This is a genomic window from Hasllibacter sp. MH4015 (assembly GCF_020177575.1).
GTDB lineage: Bacteria > Pseudomonadota > Alphaproteobacteria > Rhodobacterales > Rhodobacteraceae > Gymnodinialimonas.
The window spans coordinates 29,823-47,217 of record NZ_JAHTBK010000001.1 but is presented as its reverse complement, the minus strand read 5'-3'; the positions used below and the strand labels follow the sequence as shown (position 1 = coordinate 47,217).

The window sequence follows — 17,395 nt, the reverse complement described above, 5'->3', positions numbered from 1 at the left end:
TGGCCCCGAGGGGCCGGTGTCAGTGGATCGCCCCCGGATCAGGGGCGACCGAAGCCCTGCACGATGCCCACGACACGTTTTACCAGCGGGCTGTCGAATAGTTTGGGAGTGAAATACGCGCTCGCGGCACGTTTGTTAATCTCTCCCAGCGTCGGATAGGGGGCGACCATGTTGGCCACGGCGCTCATCTTCAGCTTGTTGGCGATGGCCATGGACCACAATTGGATCAATTCGCCCGCCTGCGGGCCGACGATCGTGGCGCCCACCGGCTTGCCCTTGACGACCATGACCTTCACGAAGCCGGCCTTCTGTCCCGTGGCGATGGCGCGGTCGTTATGTTCGAACTCGGCACGCGCGACGAAGAGCTTGTCCCCGTGCGCCTCGCGCGCCTCGGCCTCCGTCATACCGACCTGCGCCAGTTCGGGCGAGGTATAGGTGGCCCAGGGGATGTGATCGGTGCGCGCCTTGGCGGGCAGGCCGAAGAGCATGGGTCGGATGATGACACCCGCGTGGTAGCCCGCGACATGGGTGAACTGAAAGCCGCCCGCCACGTCCCCCACCGCATAGACCCGCTTGTTGGTGGAGCGCAGGCCCGCATCGACCGTCACGCCCTTGCGGTCGTAATCCACGCCCGCCTTCTCGAGGTCCAGCTTGTCGACATTCACCGCGCGCCCCACGGCGACCAGAAGGTGGGTGCCGGTGAAGCTCGGGCCATCCTCCGTCTCCACAATGATCGCCCCGTCCGAGCCGCTGATATTGGAGGCCGTGGCCCCCTCGACGATCTCGATCCCCTCGGCGCGCAGATGTTCCAGCACAAGGGCGGCGGCCTCCGGATCATCCTTGCCCATGGCCTTGGCGCCTTCCAGCACCGTCACCCTGGAGCCCAGCCGCCGATGCGCCTGGGCCATTTCCATGCCGATGGGGCCGCCCCCGATGATGATCAGATGCTCGGGCCGCTCGCGCAGATCGAAGATCGTCTCGTTGGTGTGGTGCGGGACCGTGTCGAGGCCGGGGATCGGCGGGACAAACGGGCGGGACCCGGTGGCGATGACAAAGCGGCGCGCCTTGATGACATGCTCGCCCGCCTGCACCTCGGTCTCGCTGATGAACCGCCCGAATTCGCGGATGACGTGGACGCCCAAGCCCTCGAACCGCTCCTGGCTGTCGACAGGTGCAATCTCCTCGATCACGGCCTGTACGTGGTCCTTGGCGGCGGCGTAGTCGGGCGCGGGGTCGTGGCCCGCCACACCGAATTCCGCCTCCGATGTCTCGTGCGCCTTGTGACCGGCGGCCAGCAGCGCCTTGGACGGCACGCAGCCGAAGTTCAGGCAATCGCCGCCCATCAGGTGCCCTTCGAGCAGCACCACCTTCGCGCCCATCTGCACGGCACCGGCCGCCACCGACAGCCCGCCGGAGCCTGCGCCGATGACGCAGATATCGGTTTCAATCGTCGACATGGTCAGAGGCCTTTCTTGCCGCGCACGGCCTTGAGGATGACAGGCAAGGCCGCCAGCGCGCACAGGCCCAATATGGGCAACAACACCTGCGGCTCGAAAATGATCCCGAGGTCAGGGGTTTCTCCCCGCTCGAACACCTCGCCCAGGCCCGCGCCGACGGAGGTGTAGACGATGGCCCCCGGCATGATGCCGAAGAAGGTGGAGATCACGTAGCGCCGCAGCGGCACTTCAAGAAAGGCGGGGATCAGGTTGGCCATGAAGAACGGCACCGCCGGCACAAGGCGCAGCAGGAACAGCGCCGACCACTGGTTTTCGTCGATGGCATCCTTCACGCGCTTGGTCAGACCTTCCGAGCCCTCCAGCCTTGCCCCAAGCCGGGCGCCAAAGCTGGTCTGCGCGGCAAGGAAGATGGCCGTGGCCCCCAACGTGGCCCCGGTGATGTTGAAAAGCGCGCCGGGGAACGTGGCGAAGAGGAACCCGCCGGTCAGCGTGGCGATGGTCGCACCGGGCAGGGAAAAGGCCACGATCAGCGCGTAGATCAGGACGAAGACCGCAGCGGTCAGGACGTAATTGGCATCCCGAAACGCGATAAGCGCCTCACGATTGTCGGCGAGCGCCTGGAAACTGAGGTAATCGCGGAAGAAATAATAGGCGAGCGCCGCACCGATCACGATGACGGCAAGCGGCAAATACTTCGTCCAACTGGCCTTCGATGGCTCTGTCACGCTGTCTGTCATCTTTCCGGTGTCCCTATCCTTCAAGTTGGACCCTAAATGCGCCATGTTGCGCAAGCGCGACATCCCCCCTCACGGGCGCTTGATGTGGCGTGACAGGAATGCGCGTTTTCGTGACGGCGGCATGGGGTTGCCGTAACAAAACGCCCGGACATTGTTTCAAAAGTGGACGCCGTGATGGAAAAGATCTTCGTCAGCTCCTGCCTGCTGGGCGCGCGCGTCCGCTACGACGGCAATGCCAAGACGCTCGACGATCAGATCCTCGCCACATGGCGGGCCGAGGGGCGGCTGGTCAGCATGTGCCCTGAAATGGCCGCGGGCCTGCCCTCGCCCCGGCTTCCGGCGGAAATCGAATCCGGGGCGTCCGCGCAGGACGTCCTGGAAGGGCGCGCACACGTGATCGACAAGGAGGGCGGGATCGTCACCGCCCCCTTCGTGGCCGGCGCGGATTTGGCAGTCGAGGTCGCGCGCGAGCAGAACATCCGCTTCGCCCTGCTGACCGATGGCAGCCCGTCTTGCGGCTCCACCTTCGTCCATGGCGGGCATTTCGATGGCCAGAAGCACGAGGGCGAGGGCGTGGTGGCCGCCCGCCTGCGTGCCGCCGGGGTGCAGGTCTTCACCCAGGAACGTCTGGGCGACCTGGCGCGCGCGATAGAGATGGCGGAAAATGCCGGATAAACCCGCCTCCCTTTGTTGACAGCGCCCCCGCCATTGCCTATTGCCCAGCCTTCAACTGAGATTCCGCCGTTCGAGGCGCGGTTCACCCCGCCCTCCGGCCCAGACCAGACGGAGCGAGACCCATGTCCAAACGCACGTTCCAGCCCTCGAACCTCGTGCGCAAGCGCCGCCACGGGTTCCGTGCGCGGATGGCCACGAAAGCTGGCCGCAAGATCCTGAACGCCCGCCGCGCCCGCGGTCGGAAGTCGCTCAGCGCCTGAAACGCCTGTCATGGCTGATGATCTGACCCCGTCGAGCGCCGCCTCGTCGGGGCTTTTTGTCGTCCCCAAGCTTGTCACCTTGCAAAAGCGCGCCGATTTCCTGCGCGCGGCCAAGGCAAGACGCATCCCGATGCCCGCTTTCCTTCTGCAAGCCCGCCAACGGGCCGCGGACGAGGCGCCCGACGCCCCGGAGGCGATTCGCGTGGGCTTCACCTGTTCCAAGAAGGTCGGCAATGCCGTGACCCGAAACCGTGCGAAACGCCGCCTGCGAGAGATTGCGCGCGCGATCCTGCCCGCCGAGGGCCACGCGGGCTGGGATTACGTCTTGATCGGAAGGGCGGAGGCGACGGCCACCCACGATTTCTCCGCCATGAAGGCCGACCTGTCGCGCGCCCTGCGAAAGGTCCATGGATGAGCCCGTTCGCATTCCTTCTGTCGCTTCCGATCCGCTTCTACCGCCTTGTGATCTCGCCCCTCATCGGCAGCAATTGCCGCTACACGCCCACCTGCTCCACCTACGCGATGGAGGCGTTGCGCAAACACGGCGCGATCAAGGGCGGCTGGCTTGCCGCGCGCCGCATCTCCCGATGTCATCCCTGGGGCGGATCGGGGATCGACAACGTGCCGGATTAACCGCGCGGCAGGGCAAAGCCCGGCCCAATCGGCGGCACCTCGGCGTAGCGATCTTCGATCCGACGCCGGAAACTTGCCCCGCCAAAGGCCCGCACAGCCGCAAAGATGAGCCAGCGCAGCACACCGACCCGCGCCCAATCCATCATCTCCAGCATGACCAGGTCGGCGAATTGGCGATCCCTGCCCTGCGGCGCGCGATCGCCGAAATCCTGCCACGCGATATAGAGGTAATCGTGCACGATCGCCGCTTCCAGCCACGGGCCCACGCGCCCGGCCACCCACCGCAATGGTCGCGGGACGGAGGTGAGGTCGGTAATCATGCCTTGCGGCACCGTGATCGGCCACGGGGCCGCATCAACCTCCACCACGATCGTATAGGGTCGCGCGACGATATAGCTGCCATCCTCCGCCCCCGCGCGGTCCAGCACCATGGCGGGCGTCCGCAGAAGGACCAGCGTTTCGTCGCTGTCCAACGGCGCGGCCGGGCCGACATCCTCCCACTGGGCGGGATAGGGGTCGACGGGCAGCGATGGATGATCAAACCGATATGCCATGGCGGGCCTCCCAACTGGGGCAGCCTAGCACGTCCCCGCGCGAAGTCAGTGCCGCTCGAACGTGATGATAACCTCGCCGATCGGAACACCGAAGCGGCTCATATAGGCGCGGTTCAGCACGCGATCCTCGCTCAGCAGCCACATCCAGTCATCGAAGGTCACACGCAGCGGGTCACGGTCCGGCAGCGGCAGGTCGATGGTGTAGGTCCAGTTGAAGGTATCGCCGACCTCCTGCCCCGTGGCCACGCCGATGACGCCCGGCGCGGTGCCCTGCCAGCCGCCATTTCCGGTCTGCTGCAAGGTCCAGATCCTCTGTTCGGTCGATCCGTCATCGTAGACGAAATCCTCCACCAGCCGCAGGGTCTGCCCGTCCCAGGTGCCGCGAATGTCCACCTCGAACCGGCGACGGACCTCTCCGAACACGTCTTGAAACTGTCCGTAGGCCGTCAGACGACCGTCGAAGAACTCCTCAAGGTTCAACTGCCGGCCGGACAAGGTCGGGTCGCCCAGCGACGGCCGCCCGCAGGCCGCGAGGCTGACAAGCGCCAGCACGATCAGGATTTTCTTCACCATGCCCTCGTACCTAATCCCGCGCCGTCCCCCGGCAAGCCACCTTGACGCCCGCCCGGTGCAGGCCCTATCGCATCGCCATGCTCGACGATCCCGATGACATCCATGCGCTGTTCCACGGCGCGCCGAAGACCACCGAGTTCCGCAAACTGCGCAAGCGCATCATCCGCGACACGCGGGAGGCGGTGGAGCGGTATGGAATGGTGCGCAAGGGCGACCGCTGGCTGGTCTGCCTGTCGGGCGGCAAGGACAGCTATACCCTGCTGGCCGTCCTGACGGAGCTGCAATGGCGCGGGCTTCTGCCGGTCGATATTCTGGCCTGCAATCTTGATCAGGGCCAACCCGGCTTCCCCGCGACGGTCCTGCCGGAGTTTCTGGAGCGGATGGGCGTGCCCCACCGCATAGAATACCAAGACACATATTCCATTGTCGTCGACAAGGTGCCTGCCGGTCGGACCTATTGCGCGCTGTGCTCGCGCCTGCGTCGCGGCAACCTTTACCGCATCGCGCGGGAGGAGGGGTGTTCCGCCGTCGTGCTCGGCCACCACCGCGACGATATCCTTGAGACCTTCTTCCTCAATCTCTTCCACGGCGGCAAGCTGGCGACGATGCCCCCGAAACTGGTAAATGACGAGGGCGATCTGATGGTGCTGCGCCCGCTCGCCCACGTGGCCGAAGCCGATTGCGAGGCCTTCGCCCGCGCCATGACCTACCCGATCATTCCGTGCGACCTGTGCGGGTCGCAAGATGGCCTGCAACGCCAGCAGATTAAGGCAATGCTGGACGGGTGGGAGGCCCGGTCCCCCGGTCGACGCGGCAAGATGTTCTCCGCGCTCATGAACGCCCGGCCCTCGCACCTTCTGGACCCGGCTCTGTTCGATTTCGCCACCCTTGGCCCGCGCGATCCCGACAATTTGAACGATTAGGCCCCGCGCCGTTAAGCCTTGGGTCGCTTCCCTGCCTTACGCCATTGCGGTGACAGGATGGTTTGGAGGCATCGGATGGCGGACGACCTGCGGGATTTGAACTGGACGGCGCGCGCCGGGAACACCGTGTCGGCCGCGCTTGGCCGGATCGAGGTTCTGGCCCTTTTTCCGGTCCTGACCCTCGCGGCCTATTGGCTCGGTTTCGACAATATCGCACTGGTCACCGCATTCGGCGTCTCCGGCCTGCTGGCGTTGGCGATCCTTCTGGGCCGGCGGGACATGGGCTTGCCCCAAGGCGATCGCGGCGCGGATGTCGGGCGACCGGGATTGACCGCCATGCTCGACCGCATTGCCGCCATGGATGGTCGCGACACCGCCTGTTTCCTCGTGCAGATCGACGAATGGACCGACCTCGTCGACCGATGGGGCCACGACACCTGCGAAGACCTCATGGCCCGGTCGGAGGATCGGTTGCGCGCGGCCTTGCGCAACGGCGACATGCTGGTGCGTCTCGGCGATTCGCGCTTCGGGATCACGCTGGCCCCGCTGCCGTCCGCCCGGCTCAGCCTGCGTGACGCGATCGCCGCGCGCTTGGCGCAGGTCCTGGTGGAGCCGATCCCGCTCAACGGCACGGTCACGCGCCTGTCGGCAAGCATCGGTCACACGGCCCTTCTGCGCCGCGGCTCCGACCCCGCCGCCACGACATTCCGCGCCGCAGAGGCCGCGTTGGGGGAGGCTGTGGTTCACGGCCCCGGCGCGATCCGGGCCTACGCCGCCGGGATGGGGCGCGCGCGTGTCATGCGCGCCGACCTCGCGTCGGAGGTTGAACCGGCGCTGCACGACGGCGCGATCACGGCGTGGTTCCAGCCACAGATCTGCGCCCGCACCGGCGCCATCACTGGGATGGAGACGCTCGCGCGCTGGCAGCATTCCAAGCACGGGCTGATGGGGCCGAAGGATTTCATGGACGCGGTGCAGGCATCGGGCCAGATGCCCGCCCTGGGCCAGACCCTGATCCACCAGGCGTTGACCGCGCTGGCCGATTGGGACAAGGCGCATGCCCCGGTCCCGGAACTCTCCATCAATCTGTCCTGCGGTGAAATGCACGATGGCGGCCTGATCACGACGCTTCAGGCCGAACTGGCGCGCTTCGGCATCGACCCTGCCCGCATCCGGCTGGAAATCTCCGAACCCGACGCGGTGAAGGCCGACGATGACACGGTGATTGCCACGCTGGTGCAGTTGAAAGAGGACGGGCACAGGATCGACCTCGATGGCTTCGGGCTTGGCGCGACCTCCTTCCCGGTGCTGCAACGCTTCGGCGTGGACCGGATCAAGATCGCCCGACCGTTCACCCTTGGTGTGGAAACGGACGCCCAACAGGCCGATGCCGTCGCCGCCATCATCGCCATGGCGCAGGCGTTGGGGATCTCCACGCTGGCCAGCGGCGTGGAAACCCCGCAGGAGCTCGAGAAACTCGTCGACCTGGGATGCGACGTCTTGCAGGGCTTTTACCTCGGCCATCCGATGCGCGGCGACCAAGTGGCCGATTGGGCCCGCGCCCATTCGGCCTCGGGCAAGACGATCCGCCTCGACGACCGCCGCCGGGGCTGAAATCCGCCCCCGTTTCGCGCGCGTCCAGACCGCCCGCGCGACAACACGCGCCCCTTTTGCCCCTTGACCTTCCGCGCCCCAATCTGTTGAACCCCGGAGACTTGGCCGTGCCACCCCTGGCGCGGCCCGCATGCCTGTTTCGCAAGGGTTTCATCGGAGGAATATCGGCAACATGGACGATCAGAACAGAAACCTGATCCTCGCCACGGGCCTGAGCTTCGTGGTCATCCTCGTGTGGTTCCTCCTGTTCCCGCCGCCCGACCCGATCGAGGACCCGAATGCCCTGCCGCCTTCCGCGGAAACCCCGGTCGACGTCACCGATACCGACATCGCGCTGACCCCGCCGGTCGGCACCGTCGCCGACCCTGCAACCGGCGCCGCCCCGGAAAGCCCCACCGAAGTCGCGTTGAGCGAGGCCGCCCGGATCGACATCGACACCCCGTCCGTCGAAGGCTCCATCTCTTTGCTCGGGGGCCGGATCGACGACCTCGCCCTGCGCAACTACTTCACCGAGGTCGACGGCGACGAAATCGTCCGCCTCCTGTCGCCCGTGGGCAGCGAAGATCCCTATTACGCGCTCTATGGCTGGACCCCGTCCGCCGGGCTCACCTATGACGACGTCCCCACCTCCGACACCCCGTGGGAGCTGGAAAGCGGCGAGACGCTGACGCCCGAGACGCCGATCACACTGGTCTGGGACAATGGCGGCGGCCTGATCTTCCGCCGCACGATCGCCATCGACGACGCCTACATGTTCGAAGTCACCCAATCGGTCGAAAACACGACCGGCGAGGATGTCACCCTGGCCCCCTACGGCATCGTGGCCCGCCACGGCCTGCCCTCGGATCTGCAGAACTTCTTCATCCTCCACGAAGGCGTGGTGCGCAAAGCCGATGGAGAATTGAGCGAGATCGGCTATTCCGACCTGCCCGACCTCGATGTCGTCGCGCGCGAAGGCGTCCCGGCCGAGATCGTCGCGGTGGAGGCCAATGGCTGGATCGGCTTCACCGACAAATACTGGATGACGACGCTGATCCCCGCCAACGACCAGCCCTTCATCTCGGTCGTGAAATACGTCCCCAACGCCGACATCTACCAGACCGAAGCACGCCTGCCCGCCATGGTCATCGCCGCGGGCGAGACTGCGGAAGTCACCACCAACCTCTTCGCCGGCGCGAAAGAGGCGGAGACGATCAGCTATTACGAGAATGCCGAACCCGGCTTCATCGCGGCGCTGTTCGGGGCGGAAAACGACCCCGACCGCCCGCAGGTCGCCCGTTTCATCGATTCCATCGACTGGGGCTGGTTCTACTTCCTGACCAAACCGCTCTTCTGGCTCCTGCACTGGCTGAACCTTCAGATCGGGAATATGGGCCTCGCCATCATCGCGCTGACGCTGATCGTCAAGGCGATCCTCTTCCCGCTGGCCTACCGCTCCTACGTGTCCATGGCCAAGATGAAGGAGCTTCAGCCCGAGATCGAGAAGCTGAAGGAAAGCGCGGGCGACGACCGAGAGAAGCTCCAGCGCGGCATGATGGAGCTTTACAAGAAGAACAAGGTGAACCCGGCGGGCGGCTGTCTTCCGATCCTGTTGCAGATCCCGATCTTCTTCTCGCTCTACAAGGTGATTTTCGTCACGCTGGAGCTGCGCCACGCGCCGTTCTTCGGCTGGCTCAATGACCTTTCCGCGCCCGACAGCTCGTCCATCATCAACCTCTTCGGCCTTCTGCCCAACGCCGCGCCGGACCCGGAATCGTTCATGGCGCTGATCTTCATCGGCATCCTTCCGATCCTGTTGGGCATTTCCATGTGGTTGCAGCAAAAGCTGAACCCGGCCCCCACCGATCCGACACAGGCCGCGATCTTTGCGTGGCTGCCCTGGGTCTTCATGTTCATGCTGGGAACTTTCGCCAGCGGTCTGCTCGTCTACTGGATCGCGAACAACACGCTGACCTTCACCCAGCAATACCTCATCATGCGCAGCCAGGGGTTCAAACCGGACGTGTTCGGCAATATCCGCAAGAGCTTCTCCCGCAAGAAACCGGCCGAGAAATGAATGGGGCGCTGGACCAGATCTGGCGCTACCCCATCAAGGGCATCGGGGCGGAGCGGGTGCGCCGGATCGACCTGAGCCCGGGCCTGCCTCTGCCGCTGGACAGGGCCTGGGCGGTGCTGGAGGCCGGCGGCGATGCGACGGATGGCTGGCGGTCCTGCCGCAACTTCCTGCGCGGGGCCAAGGGGCCATCGCTGATGGCAATCACCTGCAACGTGGATGGCCCGCCGGGCGACGAGGTGATCCTCCTCGCTCATCCGGACCGGCCCGACATCTCCATCCGGCCCGACGCGGACCCCCAGGCGCTGTTCGACTGGCTCGCCCCGATCTATCCCGACAGCCGCGCCCCTGCCGCGGCCCTGGTCAAATCGCCCGCCGAAGGCATGTCCGATGCCCCCTTCGCCTCCGTGTCGGTCCTCAACTGCGCCTCCCTGCGCGCGCTGTCGCAGAAACTGGGCCAGGACCTCGACCCGCGCCGCTTCCGGGGCAATCTCTGGATCGACGGCCTCGACCCGTGGGAGGAATTCGACCTTGTGGGCAAGACGCTTGCCATCGGCGACGCCCGGCTTGAGGTGGTGGAGCGCATCACACGCTGCCGCGCGACGGAGGCGAACCCCGAGACCGGCAAGCGCGACGCCAATACGCTCCGCGCCCTCTCCGACGGCTGGGGGCACGAGGATTTCGGTGTCTACGCCATGGTGCGGACGGGCGGCATGGTCACGGCGGGCGATACCGTCACACTGGCATGAGCGGTCCCGACCCCGACATCCCCCACCCGCTCGCCTTCACCCGGCAGGTCGCATTTCTGGCCCCCCTGGCCAAGGACCGCGACCGGGTCGAGATCGGGCGCTTCACCTATTACGACGATCCCGACGGGCCGGAGCATTTCTTCGACCGCAACGTGCTTTATCATTTCGAGTTCTCACCCTCGAAGCTGATCATCGGGCCGTTCTGCGCGCTGGCCACCGGCACGACCTTCATCATGGATGGCGCAAATCACGCCATGGGCGGCCATTCGACGTTTCCCTTCGACATCTTCTCGGATGATTGGAAACAGGGTTTCTCCTCTGTCGATGTGAACGCGGAAGGCCGCGGCGACACGGTGATCGGGCCGGATGTCTGGATCGGCAACGGCGCCGTCATAATGCCGGGGATGCAGGTGGGTGCCGGCGCGATCATCGCGGCGCGCGCGGTTGTCTCGCGCGATGTCGCACCCTTCACCATCGTTGCCGGCTCCCCGGCGCGGCCCGTCCGAACCCGCTTCGATCCCGCAACCATCGCGCGGCTTCTGGACATTGCGTGGTGGGACTGGCCCGTCGACCGGATCACCCGTAACCTCAACGCAATCCGCGGGGCCGACCTCGCGCTATTGGAGGCCGCGACATGAGCCTGCCCTTCCCCCTTGCCGACGCCCCGGATGAAGCGACAGCCGAACGGGGCCGCAAGCTCTTTGCCGGCAATACCGATTTCCTCAAGGGCGTCGTGGCGATGGACGGCCTGCCCGATGCCGACCGGATCGAGGTCTGTTTCGCGGGCCGCTCCAATGTCGGGAAATCGACGCTGATCAACGCGCTGACCGGGCGCAAGGGCCTCGCGCGGGCCTCCAACACGCCGGGCCGCACGCAGGAGATCAACTTTTTCACCCTCGCCGATAGCCACTTCCTCGTGGACCTGCCCGGTTATGGCTTTGCCGAAGCGCCGCTGCCCGTGGTCCAGCAATGGCAGGCGCTTCTCAAAGCCTACCTGCAAGGTCGCGCCAATCTGCGCCGCGCCTTCGTGCTCATCGACGGACGCCACGGCGTGAAGGCCGTGGACGAGGAGATCATGTCGCTCCTCGACAGCGCCGCCGTGCCGTTCCAGGCGGTGCTCACCAAGGCCGACAAGGTCAAGGGCCGCGATCGCGATGCCGCCCTCAAACGCACCCGCGACGCGCTTGCCAAACACCCCGCCGCCTTCCCCGAGATCATCGAGACCTCGTCGGAGAAAGGCACCGGAATCCCAACGCTCCGCGCCGCCATCGCCACCCTGTGAAGCGCCCGCACCTGCTGTCTTTGCTTCGAAAATATCTCCACGGGCCGTCCTTTTTTTGCGCCATCGAGGCAAGAACCATGGACGACGGGCTGGCCCCCGGGTCCTCCCCGCCATACCCTAGGCGCCACAGCACCAGAACCGGCCCCCGCCCCATGAGAACACAAATGTCCCGCGACGACCTTGCCACCGCCCGCACCCTGTCCGAGGCGCTGCCCTATCTACAACGCTTCAACGATGCCGTCGTCGTCGTGAAATTCGGCGGCAATGCCATGGGCGACGACGCGGAAATGGCCTCCTTCGCCCGCGACATGGTGCTGCTGCGGCAGGTCGGCGTGAACCCGGTCGTGGTCCATGGCGGCGGACCGATGATCAACGACATGCTGGCCAAGCTGAACATCGAAAGCGCCTTCAAAGGCGGCAAGCGCGTCACCGATGCCGCCACGGTCGAGGTGGTGGAAATGGTCCTGTCGGGCCGCGTCAACAAGCGCATCGTGCAGGCGATCAACGCCCAGGGCGGCCGCGCCGTGGGCCTGTCGGGCAAGGATGCCAACCTCATCATCTGCGACCCGGCCGATCCCGATCTGGGCTTCGTGGGTGAGCCGACGCAGGTCGATCCGGCCGTCCTCAACAACCTCTTCGAGGATGACATGATCCCCGTCGTCGCCCCCCTGGGCCTTGGCCGCAACGGGGAGACGTTCAATATCAACGGCGACACCGCCGCGGGGGCCATCGCCGCCGCCCTCCAGGCCGACCGCCTGTTGCTGCTGACCAACGTGGCGGGCGTCAAGAACGCCGATGGCGACGTGGTGACCGAACTGACCACGGCGGATGTCGACGCGATGACGGCCGACGGCACGATCGCGGGCGGCATGATCCCCAAGACGGAAACCGCCATCGCCGCCGTGCGCGCGGGCGTGCGCGCCTGCACCATCGTCGATGGCCGCGTGCCCAATGCCGTGCTTCTGGAACTCTTCACCGAACACGGCGCGGGCTCCATGATCCGGGCCTGACCGCCGCCATTATGCGCCGGGCTCCGGTCACAGGCTGATCGCCCGCAACCTCACCCTTGCCGCGCCCCACCGGACACGCCAAGCTGCCCCGATGACAGCGTTTGCCGATATCGAAAGCCGCGCGGGCGCGGAGTATCTGGCGATCCTCGGCGGGTTCCACCCCGACGGCGATCCGCACCTCCCCGACGGCACGCGAACACTCCTTCTGATCGGGCCGCAGGCGCCGGGCTTCTGGCCGCATTTCCACGCATCGTCTGAATATGCCGACGGCGATCCGGACCCGATGGACCGGTGGTCCACCCGTGTCATTGGGGCGCTGGCGGACGCGACCGGCGCTGCGGCGCTCTTCCCCTTCGGCGGCCCGCCGTTCCTGCCATTCATCGGATGGGCGCAAGCCACGGGCCGCATCCACAAAAGCCCCGTCTCCCTCCTGGTCCACGACGAACAGGGCCTGATGACCTCGTTCCGCGGTGCGCTCGCCTTCCCGGATCGGCTGGATCTGCCGCCGCCGCCCATCACGCCGTGCCTGATCTGCGCGGCCCCGTGCGAGGATGCCTGCCCCGTCGATGCACTGACCGAGGACGGCTACGACACCGCCGCCTGCCACGCCTTCCTCGACACGCCCGCCGGGGCCGATTGCATGGACAATGGTTGCAAAGTGCGCCGCGCCTGCCCCGTGTCGAAATCCCATGGCCGCGACCCGGCCCAATCGGCGTTCCACATGCGGAGCTTCCACCCATGACCCTGACGCTCATCCTGATCCGCCATTGCAAATCCGATTGGGACGGCTCCACGGGCGACCACGCGCGTCCCCTGAACCCGCGCGGCCAACGCTCCGCCCCGCGCATCGGTGCGTGGTTGGCGGCGCAGGACATCGTGCCGGACCATGTGCTCTGCTCTGACGCGATGCGAACAAAGCAGACCTGGGCGGGCATCGCGGATCACCTGCCGGCAAAACCGGAAGTCACCTATTCCCGCGCGCTTTATTTGGCGGAGCCTGAGGCGATGCTTGCCGCGCTGCACGAGGCACCCGGTCGGGCGGTCGCCATGATCGGCCATAATCCCGGTATCGGCGCGCTGGCCTGGCACTTGGCCGACGCCTCGCCAGCGGACAACCGCTTCGCGCAATACCCGACCGGGGCCACGACAATTCTGCAATTCGCGGCACCGGGCTGGCAGGACATCGGCCATGGCAATGTCATGCATTTCGTCACCCCGCGTGACCTGCCGGACCCGGACTGACAACGAAAAACGCCCACCCCCTTTCTCGGGGACGGGCGTGTCTTGGCCGTCGGGTGGGGTACAACCCACCACCGATAGGCGGGCGTTCAGTGACCCAGGATCTGGCTCAGGAACAATTGCGTCCGCTCGGATTTGGGGTTCGTGAAGAACTCCTCCGGCTCGTTTTGTTCGACGATCTGGCCCGCATCCATGAAGATCACGCGGTTGGCGACCTGACGGGCAAAGCCCATCTCGTGGGTCACGCACAACATCGTCATACCCTCTTCGGCCAGCTCGATCATCGTATCGAGCACTTCCTTGATCATCTCCGGGTCAAGGGCCGAGGTCGGCTCATCAAACAGCATGATGCGTGGACGCATGCACAGCGACCGCGCGATGGCCACACGCTGCTGCTGACCGCCCGAAAGCTGGCCGGGATACTTGTCGGCCTGTTCGGGGATCTTCACCTTGTTGAGGAAATGCATCGCCGTTTCCTCGGCTTCCTTCTTGGGCGTCTTGCGGACCCAGATCGGCGCGAGCGTGCAGTTCTCAAGGATCGTCAGATGCGGGAACAGGTTGAAGTGCTGAAAGCACATGCCAACCTCCGACCGGATCTTGTCGATGTTCTTGAGGTCGTTGGACAGAAGCGTGCCGTCCACCGTGATGGAGCCCTGCTGATGCTCCTCCAGCGCGTTGATGCACCGGATGAGCGTCGACTTGCCGGAGCCCGACGGGCCGCAGATCACGATCCGTTCGCCGCGCTGCACGGTCAGGTTGATGTCGCGCAGAACGTGGAACGTGCCGTACCACTTGTTCATGTTCTGGATCTCGATCGCCACCTCGTCGGAGACGGTCATTTGCGACCGGTCGATCGCGCGATCTTCTGCTGTATTTACCATGAGTTATCTCCTCAGCGGTGATCGGTTGCGAGCTTGCGCTCAAGCCATTGCGAATAACGGGACATACCGAAGCAACAGATGAAGAAGCACAGCCCGATAAAGATGAACAATTCCCAGTAGATGCCATTCCAATCGGTATCTGCGCGGATTGCGTTGGAGAAACCGATCGGGTCGAACAGACCGATAAAGACCACCAGAACGGTGTCCTTGAACAGACCGATGAACGACGACACGATCCCGGGGATCGAGATTTTCAGCGCCTGAGGCAGGATGATCAACTGCATGGACTGCCAGTAGTTCAGGCCAAGGCTGTCTGCCCCCTCATACTGCCCCCGTGGCAAGGCGGCGAGGCCACCCCGGATCACCTCCGCGATATAGGCCGAGGAGAAGAGCGTCACCATGATGATGACCCGCACCATCAGGTCGAAGTTGGACCCCGGCGGCAGGAAGTAGCCCAGCAGCAGCTGCGCGGTGAACAGCCACACGATCAGCGGCACACCCCGGATCACCTCGATGAAGATGACCGAGCACTTGTTGATGATGAACAGGTCCGATTGCCGGCCCAGCGCCAGCACCACGCCCAGCGGCATCGACAGGATGATCCCCGACGCGCCGATCACGAAGGCCAGAAGGAAGCCGCCGAATTCACGCGACTGCACCGACTGAATGCCGATGGGCAGGATCGCGTTCAGCAGGTCGATCAGCGGGCCCATGACGAACAACCAGTAGAGGATCGGCACAACGATGGCGAGGATCGTGGATGTCATCGCGCCCAGGCTCAGCGCCCCGAACTTGATCACGGCCCAGCCCAGCACGAAGCCAAGCGCCACCATGATCGGCGCCCAGATCGACCCGCCCCACAGAAGCCAGAAGCACAGGAACGGCATCGCCGCGGTCAGGATCAGCAGCTTGCGCGGCAGGCTGTCATACAGCACCGGCGCGATCGCGGCCAAGAACAGCACGAAGGCCAGAACCGCGCGCCAGTAAAGCTCGGGCGGGTAGAAGCCGAACATCAGCTGGTCCCACCGGTCCACAAGAACGGCCCAGCACGCAACGCCGCCGCCGTGGCCATCCAGCGGGCCATAGCGGGCGTCGCGGATTTCCCGGCACTCGCTCAACGATCCGGCATCCCAGATGCCGTTCACCATCCACGGAAGGATCGCCGCCAGCACCACGTAGATCACGTAGATCGACACGATGGTCATCAGCGCGTTGGGGATGGAGGAGAACAGGTTCTCCCGCACCCATTTCACCGGACCCGCAGCCGTCACCGGCGGGGTCTGTTCGGGCAGCATCTCCGTGCGGACATAGGCCGTCTGGAGGCTGGTTTCCGAGTGCAACTCGCTCATATCAGCGCTCCTTCAGTTTGACGGAGTTGTTGTAGACGTTCATCACCGCCGAGATCAGCAGCGACGTGATCAGGTAGAACGTGCCCAGAAGCAGCATCCCCTCCAATTCGCGGCCCGTCTGGTTGATGGTGATCCCGCCCAGGGTGGACCGCACGTCCATGTACCCCACCGCCAAAGCCAACGACGAGTTCTTGGTCAGGTTCAGGAATTGCGAAATCAGCGGCGGGATGATGACCCGCAGCGCCTGCGGCAGGATCACGAGGTTCATGGTCCAGCTCGGCCGCATTCCAAGCGCGCTCGACGCCTCCGTCTGACCCTTGCTGACCGACAGGATACCGGCTCGCACGATCTCGGCGATGAAGGCGCCTGTATAAAGCGACAAGGCGAACCACAGGGCGATCAGCGCGTTGCGCAGATGAATGCCGCCGGTGAAGTTGAAGCCCTGCAATCTCGGGTAATCCAGCGTGGCCCCCAGCGCCACGAAGACGATCGCGACCGGCACGATGATGGCCGCCGCGCGCATCCAGAACACCCCCGGCGGTCTTATCCCGGTCGCCTCCTGCTTGGCCTTGGCCCAGCGGGCGATGGCCCCGGCCCCGACGATGCCTGCCACCAGAACCGCAAGGATCAACGCCCAGTCGCCGAAGCTGGCGGCGGGCACGATTGCGGCCTCCACCCCGTCGGCGGCCTCCGACATCTCGTTGCCGCCAAGGGAGCGGGTGAACAGGATATTGGGGATATAGACACCCCGGTTGGTCACGGCGACGGAGCCGAACACGCTCATCGTGGCCTCGGGCTCGTCCCCCCGGAAATCGCGGGGCTGCGGCATGCCTTCGGTCATGATCGCGAAGATCACGATGATCCAGAGCAGCAGCGGAATGTTGCGGAACCCTTCGACATAAACGGTCATCAGGCGCCCGACGATCCAGTTCTTCGACAGGCGCAGAACACCCGCAAGCACGCCAAGGATCGTGGCGGTGATACAGCCCAGGAAGGCCACCAGAAGGGTGTTGAGGATGCCGACGATCGCGGCGCGGCCATGGGTCGAATCGTTGGTGTATTCGATCAGCCGCTGGTTGATGTCATACCCGGCGCGGCTTTGCAGGAAGCCGAAATCGAAATCCTTGCCCAAGGCGCTCAGGTTCTGAACTGCATTGTTGGCCAGCCAGACAAGGCCCGCCATGATAAGGATGAACGCGACGACCTGAATGGTCATCGACCGATACCGCGTGTCGTAGATAAGCTGGCTTATACGAAACGCCTCTGCCGGCGGGTCGGTCATCGTTGCCATCGTGTGGCCCCCTGTCGTTGGAATGTGCTTGCCGCTTGTCCGGGCCGTCTATGCGGCCTTGTATGTGTCTGTGGTGCGGCGCACTTGTCGTTGAATGCGAAAAGGGCGCGAACTT

Annotated in this window: 20 protein-coding genes; 13 read left to right on the top strand and 7 right to left on the bottom strand. The window is 65.2% G+C overall.

The window, feature by feature from the left end:
- Positions 1 to 38 precede the first annotated feature (38 nt).
- Together KUW62_RS00335 and KUW62_RS00330 are read right to left on the bottom strand one after the other, a co-directional pair.
- Complete coding sequence (locus KUW62_RS00335; protein WP_224813527.1) at positions 39 to 1,457, bottom strand: NAD(P)/FAD-dependent oxidoreductase; 1,419 nt, start codon at positions 1,455 to 1,457, stop codon at positions 39 to 41.
- A 2-nt stretch (positions 1,458 to 1,459) separates the two neighbouring features.
- A complete protein-coding gene (locus KUW62_RS00330; RefSeq protein WP_224813526.1) occupies positions 1,460 to 2,194 on the bottom strand; it encodes a TVP38/TMEM64 family protein in 735 nt (244 codons plus the stop codon).
- Positions 2,195 to 2,368: 174 nt separating this feature from the next.
- On the opposite strand from KUW62_RS00330, the gene KUW62_RS00325 reads away from it, so the two are divergent.
- The 4 genes from KUW62_RS00325 (at position 2,369) to yidD (ending at position 3,762) form a co-directional block, all read left to right on the top strand.
- Positions 2,369 to 2,869, top strand: a complete 501-nt coding sequence (locus KUW62_RS00325; RefSeq protein WP_224813525.1) for a DUF523 domain-containing protein — start codon at positions 2,369 to 2,371, stop codon at positions 2,867 to 2,869.
- A 122-nt stretch (positions 2,870 to 2,991) separates the two neighbouring features.
- Positions 2,992 to 3,129 (top strand): 50S ribosomal protein L34, encoded by a 138-nt coding sequence (gene rpmH, locus KUW62_RS00320; RefSeq protein WP_025311815.1) that lies wholly within the window; start codon positions 2,992 to 2,994, stop codon positions 3,127 to 3,129.
- Positions 3,130 to 3,139: 10 nt separating this feature from the next.
- Positions 3,140 to 3,544 (top strand): ribonuclease P protein component, encoded by a 405-nt coding sequence (gene rnpA, locus KUW62_RS00315; protein WP_224813524.1) that lies wholly within the window; start codon positions 3,140 to 3,142, stop codon positions 3,542 to 3,544.
- A complete protein-coding gene (gene yidD, locus KUW62_RS00310; protein WP_224813523.1) occupies positions 3,541 to 3,762 on the top strand; it encodes a membrane protein insertion efficiency factor YidD in 222 nt (73 codons plus the stop codon). The genes rnpA and yidD overlap by 4 nt, the downstream gene beginning before the upstream one ends.
- Here the strand turns inward: yidD and KUW62_RS00305 are convergent.
- Both KUW62_RS00305 and KUW62_RS00300 read right to left on the bottom strand, forming a co-directional pair.
- The gene (locus tag KUW62_RS00305; protein ID WP_224813522.1) at positions 3,759 to 4,316 is read right to left on the bottom strand and encodes a DUF1353 domain-containing protein; all 558 of its coding nucleotides are present in this window, start codon (positions 4,314 to 4,316) and stop codon (positions 3,759 to 3,761) included. The two genes, yidD and KUW62_RS00305, sit on opposite strands and share 4 nt — an antisense overlap.
- Before the next feature lie 45 nt (positions 4,317 to 4,361).
- Positions 4,362 to 4,889, bottom strand: a complete 528-nt coding sequence (locus KUW62_RS00300) for a DUF3833 domain-containing protein (protein ID WP_224813521.1) — start codon at positions 4,887 to 4,889, stop codon at positions 4,362 to 4,364.
- Between the two features lie 77 nt (positions 4,890 to 4,966).
- Between KUW62_RS00300 and ttcA the strand changes: the two genes are divergently transcribed.
- From ttcA to KUW62_RS00255, 9 genes are all read left to right on the top strand, one after another.
- Positions 4,967 to 5,812 carry a tRNA 2-thiocytidine(32) synthetase TtcA gene (ttcA, locus tag KUW62_RS00295; RefSeq protein ID WP_224813520.1) on the top strand — a complete coding sequence of 282 codons (846 nt, stop codon included), beginning with the start codon at positions 4,967 to 4,969 and terminating at the stop codon, positions 5,810 to 5,812.
- A gap of 75 nt (positions 5,813 to 5,887) precedes the next feature.
- Entirely contained in the window at positions 5,888 to 7,426 is a 1,539-nt protein-coding gene (locus KUW62_RS00290; RefSeq protein WP_224813519.1) for a bifunctional diguanylate cyclase/phosphodiesterase, read from the top strand.
- 172 nt (positions 7,427 to 7,598) lie between these two features.
- Positions 7,599 to 9,482, top strand: coding sequence for a membrane protein insertase YidC (gene yidC, locus KUW62_RS00285; RefSeq protein ID WP_224813518.1), 1,884 nt, complete (start codon positions 7,599 to 7,601; stop codon positions 9,480 to 9,482).
- Positions 9,479 to 10,228: an MOSC domain-containing protein gene (locus tag KUW62_RS00280; RefSeq protein ID WP_224813517.1), complete on the top strand. Its 750-nt coding sequence runs from the start codon at positions 9,479 to 9,481 to the stop codon at positions 10,226 to 10,228. The genes yidC and KUW62_RS00280 overlap by 4 nt, the downstream gene beginning before the upstream one ends.
- On the top strand, positions 10,225 to 10,866 hold the full coding sequence (locus KUW62_RS00275; RefSeq protein WP_224813516.1) for a CatB-related O-acetyltransferase: 642 nt from the start codon (positions 10,225 to 10,227) through the stop codon (positions 10,864 to 10,866). The genes KUW62_RS00280 and KUW62_RS00275 overlap by 4 nt, the downstream gene beginning before the upstream one ends.
- Positions 10,863 to 11,510: a ribosome biogenesis GTP-binding protein YihA/YsxC gene (gene yihA / locus KUW62_RS00270; protein ID WP_224813515.1), complete on the top strand. Its 648-nt coding sequence runs from the start codon at positions 10,863 to 10,865 to the stop codon at positions 11,508 to 11,510. Before KUW62_RS00275 ends, yihA begins: the two co-directional genes overlap by 4 nt.
- Before the next feature lie 152 nt (positions 11,511 to 11,662).
- Positions 11,663 to 12,520, top strand: coding sequence for an acetylglutamate kinase (gene argB / locus KUW62_RS00265; RefSeq protein ID WP_224813514.1), 858 nt, complete (start codon positions 11,663 to 11,665; stop codon positions 12,518 to 12,520).
- Between the two features lie 91 nt (positions 12,521 to 12,611).
- Positions 12,612 to 13,262, top strand: a complete 651-nt coding sequence (locus tag KUW62_RS00260; protein WP_224813513.1) for a ferredoxin — start codon at positions 12,612 to 12,614, stop codon at positions 13,260 to 13,262.
- A complete protein-coding gene (locus KUW62_RS00255; RefSeq protein WP_224813512.1) occupies positions 13,259 to 13,762 on the top strand; it encodes a histidine phosphatase family protein in 504 nt (167 codons plus the stop codon). Before KUW62_RS00260 ends, KUW62_RS00255 begins: the two co-directional genes overlap by 4 nt.
- 86 nt (positions 13,763 to 13,848) lie before the next feature.
- Here KUW62_RS00255 and KUW62_RS00250 read toward each other — a convergent pair whose 3' ends face one another.
- The 3 genes from KUW62_RS00250 to KUW62_RS00240 are packed head-to-tail and all read right to left on the bottom strand — an operon-like array spanning position 13,849 to position 17,280.
- Positions 13,849 to 14,640: an amino acid ABC transporter ATP-binding protein gene (locus KUW62_RS00250; RefSeq protein ID WP_305038457.1), complete on the bottom strand. Its 792-nt coding sequence runs from the start codon at positions 14,638 to 14,640 to the stop codon at positions 13,849 to 13,851.
- 11 nt (positions 14,641 to 14,651) lie between these two features.
- Complete coding sequence (locus KUW62_RS00245) at positions 14,652 to 15,989, bottom strand: amino acid ABC transporter permease (protein WP_224813511.1); 1,338 nt, start codon at positions 15,987 to 15,989, stop codon at positions 14,652 to 14,654.
- Position 15,990: 1 nt separating this feature from the next.
- Complete coding sequence (locus KUW62_RS00240) at positions 15,991 to 17,280, bottom strand: amino acid ABC transporter permease (protein ID WP_224813510.1); 1,290 nt, start codon at positions 17,278 to 17,280, stop codon at positions 15,991 to 15,993.
- Between the last annotated feature and the right edge of the window lie 115 nt (positions 17,281 to 17,395).